This window comes from Nonomuraea sp. MG754425 (genome assembly GCF_021699195.1).
GTDB lineage: Bacteria > Actinomycetota > Actinomycetes > Streptosporangiales > Streptosporangiaceae > Nonomuraea.
In genome coordinates this window covers 38,285-54,724 of sequence record NZ_SSXE01000044.1, presented here as the reverse complement: position 1 = coordinate 54,724, position 16,440 = coordinate 38,285, and the positions used below count along the sequence as shown (strand labels likewise).

The window sequence follows — 16,440 nt, the reverse complement described above, 5'->3', positions numbered from 1 at the left end:
GGCGCGGGGGATCAGCCGTGAGCCGATCTCGGCGACGCGCCCGCCCTCTTTGCCGCCGATGGTGTCGATGAGCAGGTCGGTGGCACGGGTGGCCACCTCGTCGGCCGAGATCCTGATCGTGGTGAGCGACGGGGTGGAGGTGGCGGCGAGCAACGTGTCGTCTATGCCGATCACGCTCACCTGGCCGGGCACGCCGACCCCGAGCTTGGCGAGTTGGTGCAGCACCCCGAGCGCGACGAGGTCGTTGTGCGCCAGCACCGCCGTCGCCTGGGCGGCCGCGACCAGGGTCGCCGCGTGCACCCCGGTCTCGAAGCGGGGCTCGTACGGGCCGAGCTCGGTCAGGGACAGGTCGTGGGCCTCGAAAACCTCCCTGATGGACTTGCCGCGGCCGTGCTCGCCGTGCTCCGCGTTGACGAAGACGCAGCGCGTGTGCCCGTACGCCTTGAGGTGCTCGGCGGCCTGCGCGATGCCCGCCGACAGCGAGACGCGCAGCTCGGACATGCCCTCGACCTGCCGGTTGACCAGCACGGTCGGCATCTCGGCGCCGAGTTCCCGCAGGCGTTCCTCGGGGAGCGTGGAGGCCCACAGGATCAGGCCGTCGACCTGCTTGGACACCGCGGTGATGGTCTCGAGCTCGTCGTACTCGCGCTCGTCGGTGTCGGCGGCCAGCACGGTGTAGCCCAGCCGCCTGGCGCGGGCCTGCATCGCCTTGAAGATCGGCGGGAAGAACGGGTTGGCGATGTCGGGGATGATCAGGCCGAGCGACCCGGTCCGGCCGCCGCGCAGGGATCGTGCGGCCGGGTTGGGCGAGTAGCCGAGTTCGGCCGCCACCTCGCGGACGCGCCGCAGCGTCTGCGGCTGCACCTGCTCCGGTGCGGTGAATGCGCGGGAAACCGTCGAAACGGACACGCCCGCCGCACTCGCCACCTGCCTGATCGTCACCGCCACGTCGAGTCCTCTCGTCTGTCTGGTACGGAGGATGCTTGCAAACGTTCCCGGAAGGCGTCAAGAGTGTTACTCCCATGAAAAATATCCGCGCTGTCCTCCACCGCAGTGATCTGCCATGATGAAGCGCTGAATGAGTTGCGGGATCGTTTTCATAAAGGAGCAGGATGAAGATCACCGGCTGGGAACTGCTCACCCTGCCCGACCACGGCGACAGCATGATGCTGCTGGTCATCGACACCGACGAAGGGGTGCACGGCATCGGCGAGGTCGGCATCAGATCCCGGCAGAAGGCGGTGGCCGGCGGCATCGAGCACCTCGGGGAACTGCTGATCGGCGCGGACCCGGCCCGGATCGAGCACCTGTGGCAGGTGATGTTCCGGCGTGGCTTCTTCCCCGCCGACCGGTTCCTGTCCGCCGCGATCGCCGCCGTGGACGTGGCGCTGTGGGACATCCGCGGCAAGGTGCTCGGCGTGCCCGTCCACGACCTCTTCGGGGGGCGGGTGCGCGACCACGTCCAGGCGTACACCCATCTGGGGGACGACTACCACGACGTGGACGCCTTCCTCGACCGCGCCCGCGCGCTCGTCGCCGAAGGCTGGAGCCACCTGCGCTTCGCCGTGCCGCACACCCCGGACGGCGTGCTCGACCAGCGGGCCTCGATGCGCGCGGGGATCGAGTTGTTCCACCGGATGCGCGAGGCGGTGGGCGAGTCCGTGGAGCTGATCCTCGACGTGCACACGCGGCTGGACCCGCCCGAGGCCGTCACCCTGTGCAGGGAGATCGAGCCCGCCCGGCCGTACTTCGTGGAGGATCCGCTGCGCAGCGAGGGCCTGGACGCGTACCGCATGCTCAGGGCCCGCACCGCGGTGCCGCTGGCGGCCGGGGAGCAGTTCGGCTCGAAGTGGGAGTTCCAGCGCCTCGTGGAGCCGGACCTGATCGACTACGCCCGCGTGGACGTGGGCGTGGCCGCCGGTCTCACGGAGGCCAGGAAGATCGCGGCCATGTGCGAGGCCCACTACATCAAGCTCGCCACCCACAACCCGCTCGGCCCGGTGACCGCGGCCTCCTCCCTCCACCTCAACCTGGCCAGCCCGAACGTCTCCGTCCAGGAGCACCAGGCGCAGCCGGAGCCCGCGATCGACGCCCTGTTCACCGCGCGTCCCGAGATCAGGGCGGGCCGGATCGAGCCCAACGGCCTGCCGGGGCTCGGCGTGGACCTCGACCGCGCCGAGGCCCGCCGCTACCAGGCGGTGGCCGCCGAGCGTCCGCACCTGCGCACCCCGGACGGCGCCTTCACCAACTGGTGAGCGCGACGGCGGCCGGGACGCCCCGCGCTACCCGTCGCGCGGCGGGGTGCGACCGGCCAGCCAGCCGCGGTAGCGCCGCAGCAGCCGGGCGCGGCGGCGCGCGTCCAGGCGCAGCGCGGCGTCGGGGTCGGTGCTCTCGGGAGCGGCCCCCCGGGCGGCGGTGCGCCGCAGGATCCAGCGGACCGCGGCCTGCTTCGCGGCGGAGACCGTGGCCTTGTCGGACGCCGCCGAGGCGGGCAGCGGCCCGGGACCGGGACGCCCGAGGGACCACTCGCGCGGCAGGGTGGGGCACTGCGCGAGGGCGGTGGCGACCCCGACGACGGCCACCCCGGCGCGCAGGACCTCGCGGGCCCCTGCCGCGGTCCTGATGCCGCCGGTCAGCATGATCGGGATCGGCGAGGCCGCGACGACGTCACGGGCGAGGTCGAGGAAGTACGCCTCCCGCGCCCGGGTCCGGTCGTCCGCGCCGTCCAGGACGCCGTGCATGGCCGGTCGTTCGGCGCTGCCGCCCGACAGTTCCACCAGGTCCACCGGGTGTTCGGCCAGCAGTTCGACCACCCGGAGCGCGTCCTCCTGCCGGAAGCCGCCGCGCTGGAAGTCCGCCGTGTTGAGCTTGACGCCGAGCGCGGCGCCGGCGGGCATGGCCGCCCGTACGGCCCGCACGACCTCGATCAGCAGCCGGGCCCGCCGCTCGATGGGGCCGCCCCAGCGGTCGGTACGCCGGTTGGCCAGCGGGGACAGGAACTGCGAGAGCAGGTAACCGTGCGCGGCGTGGATCTGCACGCCGGTGAAGCCGGCCTCGATCGCGCGGGCCGCGCCGGAGGCGAACATCGCGGTCACGGCCCGGATGTCGGCCTCGTCCATGGCGACCGGCCGGGCGAAACCGCCGGCTCCGGAGATCGGGACGGCCGACGGCGACCAGGCGACGCCGCCGAGGTCGGCACGTACCTGACGGCCGGGGTGGTTGAGCTGCATCCACGCGGCGGCCCCGCCGGAGCGCGCGGCGGCGGCCCAGGCCGCGAACGGTTCGAGCGGCGCCCGCGCGTCGAGGACGACCCCGGCCGGACCGGTCATCGCGCGGGCGTCCACCATGACGTTGCCGGTGATGAGCAGGCCCGCGCCGCCGGCGCCCCAGATGCGGTAGAGCCTGCGCAGGCGATGGTCGGGAATCTGGCCCTCCGCCGCGAGGTTCTCCTCCATCGAGGCTTTGGCGATCCGGTTGCGTAGCACCGCGCCGCCGGGAAGGGACAATGGGGAGAACAGCACTTCAGCCTGGTCCGAGCCTTGCACGTGTTGCATCCTAAGCAACCGATTGGGCAGTATGCAATACATGGAAAAGCAGGGGATCACTCCGGCCACCGGCGCCGAACCCGCTCCGATCGTGCTCGGCGGCAACGTGTTCGGCTGGACCGCCGACCGCGACGCCTCGTTCGCGGTCCTGGACGCCTTCGTGGCGGCGGGCGGCACGCTCATCGACACCGCCGACTCCTACTCACAATGGGCCCCGGGCAATTCCGGCGGCGAGTCGGAGACGATCATCGGCGCCTGGCTCGCCGGACGCGGCGACGGCCCGCCGGTGTCGATCGCCGGCAAGGTGGGCCAGTCGAAGCACCGCCCGGGGCTCGCCGCCGGCAACATCCGCGCCGCGGTCGCCGACTCCCTCGACCGGCTCGGCCGTTCGTCCATCGACCTCTACTACGCCCATTTCGACGACGAGGACCGTCCCATCGAGGAGATCGCGCGGGCCTTCTCCCGGCTGCGGGACGAGAAGCTGATCACCGAGATCGGCGTGTCGAACTTCAGCGTGGCCCGGATCACCGCGTGGCTCGACGTGGCGGAGCGCGAGGGGCTGCACGGCCCGACCGTGATCCAGAAGCAGTACAGCCTCATGGAGCGGGGCATCGAGGACGACGTCCTCCCCCTGGCGCGCGAGCGCGGCCTGACCGTCATGACGTACTACTCGCTGGCCCACGGCTTCCTCACCGGCAAATACCGGGACGGCGCGACGGTGGACAGCCCCCGGGCCCGGTCCGCGGCGGCCTACCTGAACGAGCGCGGCCACGCGGTGCTCGGCGCGCTCGACGAGGTCGCCGCCCGCCACCGGGCCGCCCCGGCGGCGGTCGCCCTGGCGTGGCTGGCCGTCCGGCCCGCGGTCAGCGGCGTCATCGCCTCGGCCCGTGACACCGCCCAGTTGCGCGACCTGCTCGACGCCGCGCGGGTGCGGCTCGGCGAGCAGGACGTCGCGCGGCTCGACGCCGCCTCGGCGGGCCGATGACCCGACCCGACGGACGACCGCGAACCGCCGCACCGGCGTGCCAGAGCGCGATCGCGGCCGACTAGGATCGGGCCATGGGCGATGGGACCCCACCAGCCGCCGGAGGAGACCGGCAATCCGGGCAGAGCGTGATCGTCGCGCTCCGTCGCGGCCTGGGCATCCTCGACATGTTCAGCGTCGAGCGGCGGGTGGTCGGCATCACCGACATCGCCCTCGAACTCGGCATCCACAAGTCCAGCGCGTCCCGGCTGGCGGCGACCCTGGCCTCGGCCGGCTACCTCGTGGCGGCCTCGGCCGGCAACTACACGCTCGGGCCGCGGCTGGCCGTGCTCGGCTCGCTGCTGGCCGCCCGGCAGGATCTCGCCTCGGTGGTCGCGCCGTTCCTGCGCGAGCTGGTCGAGCGCACCGGCGAGACCGGGCACCTGGCCGTGCTCGACGGCACCGTGGCCAAGACCGTGCAGGTGGTCGACGGCTGGCACACCGTGCGCATGCACTCGTGGGCCGGCAAGCTGTCGCCGGCGCACTGCAGCTCGATGGGCAAGGCGCTGCTGGCGGGCCTGCCCGACGCCGAGATCGGCAAGCGCTACCCCGACACGGAGCTGCCGGTCCGGACCGTGCACACCGTCGGCACGGTCGAGCGGCTGCACACCGAACTGGCGCGCATCCGCCGCACCGGCTACAGCCTCGACAACGAGGAGCTGGAGGCGGGGCTGCGCTGCGTGGCCGCGCCGATCTTCTCGCCCGAAGGGGTCGTGGACGCCAGCATCAGCATCTCCGGCCCCACCCAGCGGCTGACCCGCGACCGCATGGCGGTGCTGGCCCGGCTGGTCCGCTGGTACGCGTGGCGGGCGAGCATGGCGCGCGGCGTGCTCACCGTGCCGCCGGGCTGGCCGTCGGCGCCTGCGGACGAGCCACCGGCCCCCGACTGGATCGACCGGCCGGGAGCGGCCGGCCACTCCGGCGCCTGAACGATCAGGCCCGAGGCAGCCGATCACCCCGGCACCTGAGCTGGCCCGAAGCGGCCGGCCACCCCGGACGAACCGGCCCGAAGCGGCCGGCCACCCCGAACGAACCGGCCCGAAGCGGCCGGCCACCCCGGACGAACCGGCCCGAAGCGGCCGGCCACCCTGAACGTAAGGCCCGGGGTTCGTCGCCCCCGGGCCTTGGTCGTTCAGCGGGCGGCGTCCAGGCCCGCGAGGTAGGCGAAGGTCATGCCCACGGCGAGGGTCGCCCCGGGCCCCGGGTAGCCGTCGCCGGTCCAGAAGGCCGCGGCGTTGCCGACCGCGTACAGGCCGGGCAGGGGTGAGCCGTCGCGGGTGAGGGCGTGCCCGGCGGTGTCGGTGACGGGCCCGCCCTTCGACCCGATCACCCCGGAGTACACGCGCATCGCGTAGTACGGCGCCCGGTCGATCGGGCCGAGGCAGCGGTTGCCCGCCTGCCCGGGGTCGCCGTAGTAGGCGTCGTAGGCGTCGCCGCCACGCCGGAAGTCGTGGTCCACGCCCTCGGCGCAGAAGCCGTTCCAGCGCTCGACGGTCGCGGCGAGCCCGTCCGGGTCCACGCCGATGCGGCCGGCGAGCGTGGCCAGGTCCTCACCGGCGACGATGTGGGCCGGCAGCGGGCCGTCCGGCGTCAGGCCGGGCAGCGGGTAGCGCGCGCGGAAACCCTCGTCGAAGATCAGGTGGGCCTCGTCGCCGGGTTCGAGCCGGTGCATGGCCTTGCCGAACTCGTTGTACGGCACCGCCTCGTCCACGAAGCGCCGGCCCTGCCGGTTGACCACGATCTGCCGGGGCACCCCGCGCTCGCGCACCAGCCCGCGCGGGTACGGCACGCCGTCCACGACGTCGCCCTCGGGCCGCGCCATCGGCATCCACCAGCCTTCGGGCAGGTTGTCGACGGGCAGGCCGAGGTCGTCGGCGACGGTGAGGGCGATCCCGGTGTCGCTGGGCGCGGAGGCGGACACGCCGAGCCCGGCCGGCAGCAGCCGGTGGCGCAACTCGTCCGTCGCGTCGAACGCGCCGGTGGCCAGCACGACCGCGGACGCCTGGATGGTCCGCTCGCCGTCGCCGGTGCGCACCCGCACGCCGGTGACGCCGGCGTCGCCGGTGCGCACGCCGGTCAGCGCGGTGCCCGTCCGGACCGTGACGCCGGCCCGGACGGCCCCGTCGAGCAGCGCGGCGACCAGGCCGAGGCCGCCGGTGCGGATCCCCCGGGCCATCCGGTCGGCGAGCAGGTCGTGGTCGATCTCGGCCGGGTAGCGCCACTTCTCCCACTCGGCGTGGGTGATCGGGCTGTAGCCCGGCGGCTGCCGGATCGAGCGCGCCTGGGGGACGAGTTCGCCGAGGTCGACCGGGGCCACGTCGAAGCAGCGCCCGCCGCGGGTCGCCCCGGCGTGGTCCTGGTGGTAGTCGGGGTAGTTCGGGCAGACGACGAACCGGTGCGGGGAGTGCTTCTCCACGAAGGCGGCCATCACGCGGGCCTCCCGCACGAAGGTGCGGATCATCGCCTCGTAGCGGGTGTCGAAGATCTGGTCGAGGTAGCGGTTCGCCAGTTCGTCGGAGTCGCCCGCGTTCTCGGGCGTGCCGTTGGCGGGCAGCCACACCCGTCCGCCCGACAGCGCGCTGGTGCCGCCGATCTCGCTCGCCGACTCGATCACCAGGGTGCGCGCGCCGTTCACGGCCGCGGCCAGGGCGGCCGTGAGGCCCGCCGCGCCGCTCCCGGCCACGACGACGTCGTACGTCTCGCTCATGGATTCGCCTCTCATTCCGGCCGGCGCAGGTTCAGCACGACGATCCGCGGATCGGTCATGTCGTGGACCGCGTACCGGGGCCCCTCGACGCCGTGCCCGCTGTCCTTGACCCCGCCGTACGGCATGGCGTCGGCGTGGTAGCTGGAGGTGTCGTTGATCATGACGCCGCCGACGCGCAGGGTGCGGGCGGCGTGGAAGGCGCGGTCGAGGTCCTGGGTGAAGACGCCGGCCTGCAACCCGTACGGGCCCGCGTTGACCCGGGCGATCGCGTCGTCGAGGTCGCGCACCGGGACGACGGAGACGACCGGCGCGAAGATCTCCTCGGTCAGCACCTGGCTCTCCTCGGGCGGCCCGGCCAGCAGCGCCGGGGTGAGCACGCTGCCGGAGCGTTCGCCTCCGACCCGCAGCCGCGCGGCCCGGCCGGCCGTCTCGACCCAGGTCGCGGCGCGCCGGGAGGCGGCCTCGGAGATGAGCGGGCCCACGTCGGTGCCCGCCGCGCGCGGGTCTCCGGCCTTGAGCCCGGCGACCCGGTCGGCCAGTGCGGCGGTCAGCTCGTCGAACCGGGTCTGCTCGACCAGGATCCGCTGCACGCTGGTGCACACCTGGCCGGCCTTGCGGAAGCCCGCCGTGGCCACCAGCCGCACCACGTCGTCGAGCCGGGCGTCGCGGTCGACGATCGAGACGCTGTTGGAGCCCAGTTCGAGATGGGTCCTGGCCAGGCCGGCGCCGGCCGAGATGAGGCGCCCGACCGCGGTCGAGCCGGTGAAGGTGTAGAAGCGCACGCGGTCGTCGCCGAGCAGCGCGGGGCCGATCACGTCGCCCGGCGCGCACACCAGTTGCAGCAGGCCGGGCGGCAGTCCGGCGTCGATGAAGGCCCGTACGACGTTGATCGCGCTCAGCGGCGTCTTCTCGGCGGGCTTGAGCACGACCGCGTTGCCCGCCGCGATGGCCGGGCCGACCTTGTGCGCGACCGTGGACAGGGGGGCGTTGAACGGTGAGATCGCGACGACCACGCCGACGGGCACGCGCGTGGTGAAGGCCAGGCGGTTCGCGCTCCCGGGGGTCGCGGCGAGCGGGACCTGCTCGCCCGCGACGCGCAGCGCCTCCTCGGCGCTCAGCCGGTAGATGCCCACGGCCCGCCGCAGTTCGCCCCGCGCGTCGGCCTCCAGGAAGCCGGTCTCGCCCACGTAGTCGTCGACGAGCCGATCCGCCCGTTCCTCCATCAGGTCGGCGACCCGGAGCAGGATGCGGGCGCGCTCGCCCTCGTCCAGCGGGTGCTCCGAGACGCGGTACGCGCCGGCGATCGCGTCCTCGGCGTCGGCCGGGGTGGCCTCGGCGACGTCGGCGAGCACGTCGCCGGAGTACTTGTCCAGAACGTCGATCCGGCGGGCCGCATCCCGCCACTCACCGTCGATGTAGAGGCCGCTCTCGCGTGCCGCTGTACTCATTCAGGTCTCCTTCACCTGCACGACCCGTTGACGTGCGAGTCAGACACTACCTACGATCTCACATCATGCAAGGCGTTGTGTGTGATGCAACGCAACAGAGATCGCTGTGCTCCTACCAGCGGAATCAATAATGGAGGTCGCCCTGTGAGCCTCACCGGCGCACAGATCATCACCGAATACCTGATCCGCGAGAACGTGCCCTACGCCGTCGGTCTCTGCGGCCACGGGGACCTCGGTCTGCTGGACGCGCTCGTGGAACGGCAGGACGACATCGCGACGATCTCGGTCCACCACGAGTCGCTGGCGGGGTTCATCGCGGACGCCTACTACCGGATCAGGCACCAGCCGCTGGCGACCTTCACCTCGTGTGGTCCCGGGTCGGCCAACCTGCCCATCGCCCTCGGCTCCGCGCTGATGGACGACTCCGCCTTCCTGGCGATCACCGGCAACGTGGCGACGAGCCAGTTCAACCGCGGACCGTTCCAGGAGACGGGCCGGCACTTCCAGGCCGACTTCCCCAGCGTGCTCCGGCCGTACGTGAAGCGCAGCTACCAGGCCACCCGCGCCGAGCAGCTCCCGCTCATGCTGCGGCAGGCGTTCGCGCAGATGCGCGGCGGACGCCCCGGACCGGTCCACCTGGACGTCCCGCTGGACGTGTTCGTCGACCGCACGGACGAGCCGGTCCCCGACCCCGCGGCCTGGGGCACCGGCCGGGTCTGCGCCCCTGGCGCCGGGCGCGCCGAACTCGACGCGGCCTGCGCGCTCATCCGCGACGCCGCGCGCGTCGTGATCGTGGCCGGGTCCGGGGTCGAGGGCGCGCAGGCCGAGGCGGAGCTGCTGGCCTTCGCCAGGGCCAACGGCTTCCCGGTCGCGACCTCGCCGCTGGGCAAGTCGGGCTTCCCGAGCAGCGACCCGCTGGCCCTGGGCGCGACCGGCCGCAACGGCACCTACCAGGCCAACCACGCGACCAGGAACGCCGACCTGGTGCTCGCGTTCGGCACCCGCTTCGACGACCGGTCGACCAGTTCGTGGCTGCCGGGCTACACCTACTCCTTCCCGCCCGCCAAGCTCGTCCACGTCCACGTGGACGCGCAGGAGCTGGGCCGCAACTTCCCGGCCGAGCTGGGCATCTGCGCCTCGCCGCGCGAGGTCCTCGCCCAGTTGGGCGAGCGCCTGCCCGGCTTCCCGCCGGACGACGCGGTCACCGAGGGACGCCGCCGCTGGCTGGACGAACTCGGCCGGGTGGCGGCGGAGTGGGCCGCGCACACCGAGCCGCACGACCGCTCCGACGCCTCCCCCATCCGTCCCGAGCGGGTGCTCGCCGAACTGCGCGGCGCGCTGCCCGCGGACGGCATCCTGCTCAGCGACGTGGGCGTGCACCACAACTGGATCGTGCAGAACTGGCGCACCGACGCGCCCCGGACCCTGCTGCAGAGCTGGGGTTACGCCTCGATGGGCTTCGGCGTCGGCGGCGTGCTCGGCGCGCACCTCGCCGCTCCGGACCGGACCTCCGTCGCGGTCGTCGGCGACGGCGGGTTCCTGATGTTCCCCGGCGCCGTGGCGACCGCCGTCGAGTACGACATCCCCGCCGTCTGGGTCGTCTGGAACAACGGCGGCTACATCTCCATCCGCGACCAGCAGAAGCTCTACTTCGGCGCGGACCGGCAGCTCGCCACGAGCTTCGAGCACGTCGCCAGCCGCACGCCGTACTCGGCGGACTTCGCCGCGCTCGCCCGCTCGATGGGCGGCGCGGGCCTCACCGTCACCGACGCGTCCGACCTCGGGTCGGCGTTCAAGACGGCGATCGACATGCGCCGTCCCGTCGTGGTGGACGTCCGCGTGGACGACGCGGTCGGCCTGCCGGCCGCGGCCACCTGGGAGCTGCCGCCGCTCCCCCACCCCGAGCCGTCCTTCGGCTGGCCGCCGGCCCAGGAGGGAACGCGATGAAGGCGCTGCTCAAAACCGCCCCCGGTCCGGGCGGGCTGGAGTGGGCCGACGTCCCCGAGCCCCGGCCGGCCGAGGGGGAGGTGCTCCTCGAACTGGTGGGCGCCGGTCTGTGCCACACCGACCTCGGCATGATCCACGGCGACTACGGCCCCGGCAGCGGGTACGCCCCGAGCTTCCCCCTCGTGCTCGGCCACGAGTACACCGGCCGCGTGGTGGAAGCCGGCCCCGGCACCGCCGTCCCCGTCGGCAGCCGCGTCGTCGGCAGCGCGCACCTCACGTGCGGCGCCTGCGTCTGGTGCCGCCGGGGCCGGTCCATGCTGTGCGAGAGCCGCAAGGTCCTCGGGCTCGACGTGGACGGGGTGTTCGCCGAGCGCTTCGCCGTGCCGGAGCGCAACCTCGCGATCCTGCCCCCGGAGCTGCCCGACCGGCTGGCCGTCCTGGCCGAGCCCTTCGCCGTCGCGGCGCACGCCGTGGACGCCGCCCGCCTCGACCCCGCCGACGACGTCTGCGTCATCGGCCCCGGGACCATCGGCCTGCTCACCCTCGGAGCCCTCACCGGCAGGCGGGTCACCGTGGTCGGCAGAGCCGAGGACACCCCACAGGTGGCGCGGGCGAAGGAGCTGGGCGCGACCGAGATCGCCACCACCCCGGAGGAGGTCGAGGACCTGCACGGGCGCTTCGACGTGGTGTTCGAGACGGCCGGCAGCGCCGCCGCGGTGACCACCGCGGCCAGGCTGCTCGGCCGCGGCGGGCGGCTGGTCTGCGTCGGGCTGCCGGCCGAGCAGGCCCGCTTCTCCTCCGCCCAGCTCTCCTGGAACGAGCAGACGATCATCGGCTCCCGCGCCTACGACGTCTCCACCTGGGCCTCCGTGCCCGCCCGGCTCGGGGCCGCCCCCGGGCTGGAATCCATCGTCACGCACACCGTGCACCTGTCCGACCACCGGCGCGCGCTGGAGCTGGTCGAGTCCCGGCAGGCCACCAAGGTGCTGCTGCATCCCTGAACCCCACGCGAAAGGTGGAGACGTTGAGCGGACAATCGCCCGGCCGGGCGGACGTCGTCGTCGTAGGCGGCGGCAACGCCGGTTTCTCCGCGGCCCACGCGGCCGCCGAACGCGGACGCCAGGTGGTCCTGCTGGAACGCGCCCCGCGCGAGCTGGCGGGCGGAAACAGCTACTACACGGCGGGCGCGACCCGCATCGTGCACGGCGGCCTGGACGACCTGCTGGACTTCGTCGAACCCGACGAGCGGCACCCGCGCACCGTGGTGCCCGCCTACTCGGCGGACGAGTTCGCCGCCGACCTGGTCAAGGTGACCGGCGGGCGCAACGACGCCCGGATGACCGAACTGCTGATCGGCGACAGCGCGGACACGATCCGCTGGCTGGCCGCCAAGGGCGTCCGGTACCGGCTCATGTACGAGCGCCAGGCGTACGAGCGCGAGGACGGCGGCTTCCTGTTCTGGGGCGGCCTGCACGTCGGCAACGTCGGCGGCGGCGTCGGCCTCGTGGCCGACCACACCCGCGTCGCCGAGGCCGAGGGCGTCGCCGTCCGCTACGGCCACCGGGTGACGGGCTTCCTCACCGGCGACGACGGGAGCGTGCACGGCGTCCGGTACGAGAGCGCCGACGGCGCCACCGGCGAACTGCGGGCCGACTCGGTGATCGTGACCTCCGGCGGGTTCGAGGCCAGCCCCGAGCTGCGCGAGGAGCACCTCGGGGCCGGCTGGGCGCGGGCGAAGGTGCGCGGCACGCCGTACAACACCGGCGAGCTGCTGCTGCGCGCGCTCGAACTCGGGGCCGCCCGCGGCGGCGACTGGACGACCTGCCACAGCGTGGCGTGGGACGCCCTCGCCGAGCACAACGAGAGCAACCGCGAGCTGACCAACCGCCTCACCCGGCAGAGCTATCCGCTCGGCATCGTCGTGAACGCCGAAGGCCGGCGCTTCCTCGACGAGGGCGCCGACTTCCGCAACTACACCTACGCCAAGTACGGCCGGGAGATCCTGCGCCAGCCCGGCTCGATCGCCTACCAGATCTACGACGCCAGGCTCCGGCCGCTGCTCCGCACCGAGGAGTACGACATGCCGGGCATCAGCGTCGTGGCGGCCGGCAGCATCGAGGAACTCGCCGGCGGCCTCGGCATCGACGCCGCGGCGCTCGGCGCCACGGTCAAGGAGTTCAACGCGTCGATCGAGACGGAGCACCCGTTCGACCCCACCGTCAAGGACGGCCGGCGCGCCCGCACGACGCCGCCGAAGAGCAACTGGGCCGCGCGGATCGACGCCCCGCCCTTCTACGCCTACCCGGTGACCTGCGGCATCACCTTCACCTTCGGCGGTCTGAAGGGTGACGACCACGGGCGCGTGCTGCGCGAGGACGGCACCGCCGTCCCCGGGCTGTTCGCGGCGGGCGAGGCCCTGGGCGGCCTGTTCAGCGGCAATTACCCCGGCGGCACGGGCCTGACCGCCGGAATGGTGTTCGGCCGGCGGGCCGGCTCCGTGGCCTGACCATCCCCGGCGGCTCACCGGAACCGCCGGCTCTTCGACCCCCCTGTGAACCGGAGACCATCATGACCACCGATCCAACTCCGACCGAGACAGCACCCGACCCCAAAGACGTCCGCACCGCCGTCAGCTCCGGCGTCATCGGCACCGCCGTGGAGTACTACGACTTCTTCGTGTACGGCACGGCGGCGGCGCTCGTCCTCAACGAACTGTTCTTCCCGACCTTCTCCCCCGCGCTGGGCACGCTCGCGGCGTTCGCGACCTTCGCCGTGGGCTTCGTGGTCCGGCCGATCGGGGCGATCGTCCTCGGGCACATCGGTGACCGGGTCGGGCGCAAGAAGGCCCTGGTCTTCTCGCTCGTGCTGATGGGCGTGGCCACGTTCGCCATCGGCCTGCTGCCGACCTACTCCACCGCGGGCGTCCTCGCGCCGATCCTGCTGGTGGTGCTGCGGCTGGTCCAGGGGCTGGCCCTCGGCGGCGAGTGGGGCGGCGCCACGGTGCTCGCCTCCGAGTACGCCGGGCGGGGCAACCGCGGGTTCCTCGCCTCCTTCGTGCAGCTCGGCTCCCCGCTCGGGCTGCTCATGTCCAGCGGCGCGTTCGCCCTGGTCGGCCTCGGGTCGGACGAGTTCGTCCAGAGCTGGGGCTGGCGGATCCCGTTCCTCGCCAGCGCGCTCCTGGTCGGGATCGGCCTGTACATCCGGGTCCGGATCATGGAGTCCCCCGAGTTCAGGCGGGCCACCGCGGCCGGCGAGATGTCCACCCGCATCCCGGTCGTCGAGGTGTTCCGGTACTCGTGGCGGCAGGTGCTGATCGCCATCGGCATCCGCTTCGTGCCCGACATCGGGTTCTACATGGCCGCGACCTTCCTGGTCAGCTACGCGACGACGACGATGGACTATCCACGCGGAGCCATCCTGACCTGCGTGATGATCGCCGCGGCCATCGAGCTGTTCACCATCCCGCTGTTCGGCCGGCTGTCCGACCGGATCGGCCGCAAGAAGGTCTACCTCTTCGGGGTCGTGTTCCTCACCCTGCTCGCCTTCCCGCTGTTCGCCCTGGTCTCCAGCGGCTCGATCGTGCTGACCGGGATCGGCGTGGTGCTGGCCCTGGCCGTCGGGCACGCCGCCACCTGGGGGCTGAGCGCGGCGATCAACTCGGAGCTGTTCCCGACCCGGTACCGGACGACGGGCGCCGGCCTCGGCCTCAACGTCTCCAACATCGTCGGTGGCGGCCCCGCGCCGCTCATCGCGTCCTCCCTGGTGATCGCCGCCGGCGGCGGGTCGTGGCTGGTGTCGCTGTACATCGTCGCGGCCGGTGTGCTCAGCCTGATCGCGATCCTGGCCATGGCCGAGACCTCCGGCCGGGACCTGGCCGTGGACTACAGCCGGCGCACGGCCCCCTCCGCCGAGGTGGGAGGGCAGGCCCGGTGACCGTGCTCGTCACCGGCGGCGCGGGATTCCTCGGCCACCCGCTCGTGCGCAGGCTCGCCGGTCTCGGCGAGCGGGTGGTCAGCTTCGACCGGCTCACCCGGGGATCGCTGCCGCCGTCCGTGACGGAGGTCGTCGGCGACATCACCGACGGCGCCCGGCTCGAACACGTGCTGCGGACGTACGGGGTGACGGAGGTGGTGCACGCCGCGGCGGTCGTCGGCGTCACCGCCAGCGTGGCCGGCCTGCCCACCGCCGTGCACGTCAACGTGGACGGCGCGGTCGCCCTGTTCGAGGCGGTCTGCCGCGTCGGCGGGGTGCGCCGCGTCGTCGATCTCTCCTCCGAGGAGACCTACGGCCACTTCGCCGGGGATCCGATCGGGGAGGACGACCCGGCCCTGCCCGTCTCCCCCTACGGCATCACGAAGTACGCGGTCGAGCGGCTCGGCGCGTACTACGCCGACCAGCACGGGCTGCCCTACGCCGCCGTCCGGCTGTGCTGGGTGTACGGGCCGGGCTTCCCCCGCCGGCGGCTGCCCCACCCCTGGCTCCAGGACGCCGCGGCCGGCCGCGCGAGCCGGCTCGCCCAGGGCGGCGACCAGCGCATCGACTTCACCTACGTGGACGACGCCATCGACGGCATCCTCCTCGTGGCGCAGGCGGAGCGGCTCGGCCACCGCGCCTACAACGTCGCCACCGGCCACGCCGTCGACATGCGCGAACTCGCCGCCGAGATCACGAAGCTCCGCCCGGACTGGCGGGTGGACCTCGGCGACGGGCCGATCGAGATGGCCCCGGGCGTCGCCGCGGCCCGCAAGGGCGCGCTCGACATCACGCGGGCCCGTGCGCTCGGTTACACCCCCCGCGTCCCGCTGTCCGAGGGGCTCGCCCGCATCCTGGCCGACCTCGAAGCCCGCCACCCGCTCACGCAAGGAAGCAACCCGTGACCTCATCCGCTCTCGCCCTCGGCGGCACCACCTATAGCTGGCTGCACCAGGCCCCGTTCCACGACGCGCTGCGCGGCCTGGCCGCGACCGGGTTCCGGCAGATCGAGATCACCACGGCGGCGCCCCATCTGCAGGCGAGCGGCTTCGGCGCGTACGAACGCCACGAGTTGCGCCGCGAGCTCGCCGCCCTCGGGCTGAGCGTCACCTCCGTCAACCCCGGCTTCCTGGACATCAACCTGATCAGCCCGAGCAACGACTTCCGGCGGGTCAGCCTCGACGCCGTCCTCGGCGAGATCGAGCTCGCCCACGACCTCGAGGCCCCGATCGTCATCCTGATCCCGGGCCGCCGGCACGCGCTGTCCCCCGCGCCCGCCGACGCCTGCCGCTGGTGGCTCGACCAGGCGCTGCGCGTCCTGCTGGACCGGGCCGAGAAGCTGGGGGTGACGATCGCCCTGGAGACCAGCCCGTACGGCTACCTCGGCGACGCCCGCCAGCTCTCGGACGTCGTGGACGAGATCGCCGCCCCGAACCTCGGCATCGCCTACGACGTCGCCAACACCATCAACCAGGAGGACCCGCTGGACGGCGTCCGCACGGCCGGGCACCGGATCCGGATCGCCCACATGAGCGACACCTGGCGCGGCCGGTGGGCCCACACCTCACCGGGACGCGGCGAGGTCGACTTCGCCCGCTACGCCGAAGCCCTGCGCTCCATCGGCTTCGACGGCGTCACCGTCTACGAGCTCATCGACCTCGAACCGCCGCTGCCCCGCCTGCACGACGACCTGGCCGCCTTCGAGGCGCTGGGCTGGAGCCGGGAACGGACCGGCACGGTGCCGTGGCGACCGGCCGGGACGTCCCCGTCGCGGGCCTGAGCCCTCCGACGGGGACG

The 16,440-nt window shown here is 73.3% G+C and carries 13 protein-coding genes; 9 read left to right on the top strand and 4 right to left on the bottom strand.

Going from position 1 to position 16,440, the window contains the following annotated elements; all coding sequences use genetic code 11:
* On the bottom strand, positions 1-948 hold a 948-nt coding region (locus FAF44_RS17730; RefSeq protein WP_237104287.1), incomplete at its 3' end, for a LacI family DNA-binding transcriptional regulator.
* 164 nt (positions 949-1,112) lie between these two features.
* Here FAF44_RS17730 and FAF44_RS17725 point away from each other — a divergent pair.
* Positions 1,113-2,255: a mandelate racemase/muconate lactonizing enzyme family protein gene (locus FAF44_RS17725; protein WP_237104286.1), complete on the top strand. Its 1,143-nt coding sequence runs from the start codon at positions 1,113-1,115 to the stop codon at positions 2,253-2,255.
* Between the two features lie 27 nt (positions 2,256-2,282).
* Here the strand turns inward: FAF44_RS17725 and FAF44_RS17720 are convergent, their stop codons facing one another.
* Positions 2,283-3,545, bottom strand: coding sequence for a 2,4-dienoyl-CoA reductase (locus FAF44_RS17720; protein WP_237104285.1), 1,263 nt, complete (start codon positions 3,543-3,545; stop codon positions 2,283-2,285).
* A gap of 40 nt (positions 3,546-3,585) precedes the next feature.
* On the opposite strand from FAF44_RS17720, the gene FAF44_RS17715 reads away from it, so the two are divergent.
* Both FAF44_RS17715 and FAF44_RS17710 read left to right on the top strand, forming a co-directional pair.
* Positions 3,586-4,530, top strand: a complete 945-nt coding sequence (locus FAF44_RS17715) for an aldo/keto reductase (protein ID WP_237104284.1) — start codon at positions 3,586-3,588, stop codon at positions 4,528-4,530.
* Positions 4,531-4,604: 74 nt separating this feature from the next.
* The gene (locus tag FAF44_RS17710; protein ID WP_237104283.1) at positions 4,605-5,498 is read left to right on the top strand and encodes an IclR family transcriptional regulator; all 894 of its coding nucleotides are present in this window, start codon (positions 4,605-4,607) and stop codon (positions 5,496-5,498) included.
* A gap of 203 nt (positions 5,499-5,701) precedes the next feature.
* Here the strand turns inward: FAF44_RS17710 and FAF44_RS17705 are convergent, their stop codons facing one another.
* Both FAF44_RS17705 and FAF44_RS17700 read right to left on the bottom strand, forming a co-directional pair.
* The gene (locus tag FAF44_RS17705; RefSeq protein ID WP_237104282.1) at positions 5,702-7,276 is read right to left on the bottom strand and encodes an FAD-dependent oxidoreductase; all 1,575 of its coding nucleotides are present in this window, start codon (positions 7,274-7,276) and stop codon (positions 5,702-5,704) included.
* A gap of 11 nt (positions 7,277-7,287) precedes the next feature.
* Complete coding sequence (locus tag FAF44_RS17700) at positions 7,288-8,724, bottom strand: aldehyde dehydrogenase family protein (protein ID WP_237104281.1); 1,437 nt, start codon at positions 8,722-8,724, stop codon at positions 7,288-7,290.
* A 144-nt stretch (positions 8,725-8,868) separates the two neighbouring features.
* Between FAF44_RS17700 and FAF44_RS17695 the strand changes: the two genes are divergently transcribed.
* The 6 genes from FAF44_RS17695 (at position 8,869) to FAF44_RS17670 (ending at position 16,423) form a co-directional block, all read left to right on the top strand.
* Complete coding sequence (locus FAF44_RS17695) at positions 8,869-10,671, top strand: thiamine pyrophosphate-binding protein (RefSeq protein ID WP_237104280.1); 1,803 nt, start codon at positions 8,869-8,871, stop codon at positions 10,669-10,671.
* Positions 10,668-11,672 carry a zinc-binding dehydrogenase gene (locus FAF44_RS17690; RefSeq protein WP_237104279.1) on the top strand — a complete coding sequence of 335 codons (1,005 nt, stop codon included), beginning with the start codon at positions 10,668-10,670 and terminating at the stop codon, positions 11,670-11,672. The genes FAF44_RS17695 and FAF44_RS17690 overlap by 4 nt, the downstream gene beginning before the upstream one ends.
* Before the next feature lie 23 nt (positions 11,673-11,695).
* Positions 11,696-13,177 carry an FAD-dependent tricarballylate dehydrogenase TcuA gene (tcuA, locus tag FAF44_RS17685; protein WP_237104278.1) on the top strand — a complete coding sequence of 494 codons (1,482 nt, stop codon included), beginning with the start codon at positions 11,696-11,698 and terminating at the stop codon, positions 13,175-13,177.
* 62 nt (positions 13,178-13,239) lie between these two features.
* Complete coding sequence (locus FAF44_RS17680; protein ID WP_237104277.1) at positions 13,240-14,604, top strand: MFS transporter; 1,365 nt, start codon at positions 13,240-13,242, stop codon at positions 14,602-14,604.
* On the top strand, positions 14,601-15,548 hold the full coding sequence (locus FAF44_RS17675) for an NAD(P)-dependent oxidoreductase (RefSeq protein ID WP_237104276.1): 948 nt from the start codon (positions 14,601-14,603) through the stop codon (positions 15,546-15,548). The genes FAF44_RS17680 and FAF44_RS17675 overlap by 4 nt, the downstream gene beginning before the upstream one ends.
* A complete protein-coding gene (locus FAF44_RS17670) occupies positions 15,545-16,423 on the top strand; it encodes a sugar phosphate isomerase/epimerase (protein WP_237104275.1) in 879 nt (292 codons plus the stop codon). The genes FAF44_RS17675 and FAF44_RS17670 overlap by 4 nt, the downstream gene beginning before the upstream one ends.
* Positions 16,424-16,440 lie beyond the last annotated feature (17 nt).

Coding starts and splice junctions, on each gene's coding strand:
- FAF44_RS17705 (WP_237104282.1), bottom strand. CDS start 7,276: ATGAGCGAGACGTACGACGTCGTCGTGGCCGGGAGCGGCGCGGCGGGC.
- FAF44_RS17680 (WP_237104277.1), top strand. CDS start 13,240: ATGACCACCGATCCAACTCCGACCGAGACAGCACCCGACCCCAAAGAC.
- FAF44_RS17700 (WP_237104281.1), bottom strand. CDS start 8,724: ATGAGTACAGCGGCACGCGAGAGCGGCCTCTACATCGACGGTGAGTGG.
- FAF44_RS17725 (WP_237104286.1), top strand. CDS start 1,113: ATGAAGATCACCGGCTGGGAACTGCTCACCCTGCCCGACCACGGCGAC.
- FAF44_RS17710 (WP_237104283.1), top strand. CDS start 4,605: ATGGGCGATGGGACCCCACCAGCCGCCGGAGGAGACCGGCAATCCGGG.
- FAF44_RS17690 (WP_237104279.1), top strand. CDS start 10,668: ATGAAGGCGCTGCTCAAAACCGCCCCCGGTCCGGGCGGGCTGGAGTGG.
- FAF44_RS17715 (WP_237104284.1), top strand. CDS start 3,586: ATGGAAAAGCAGGGGATCACTCCGGCCACCGGCGCCGAACCCGCTCCG.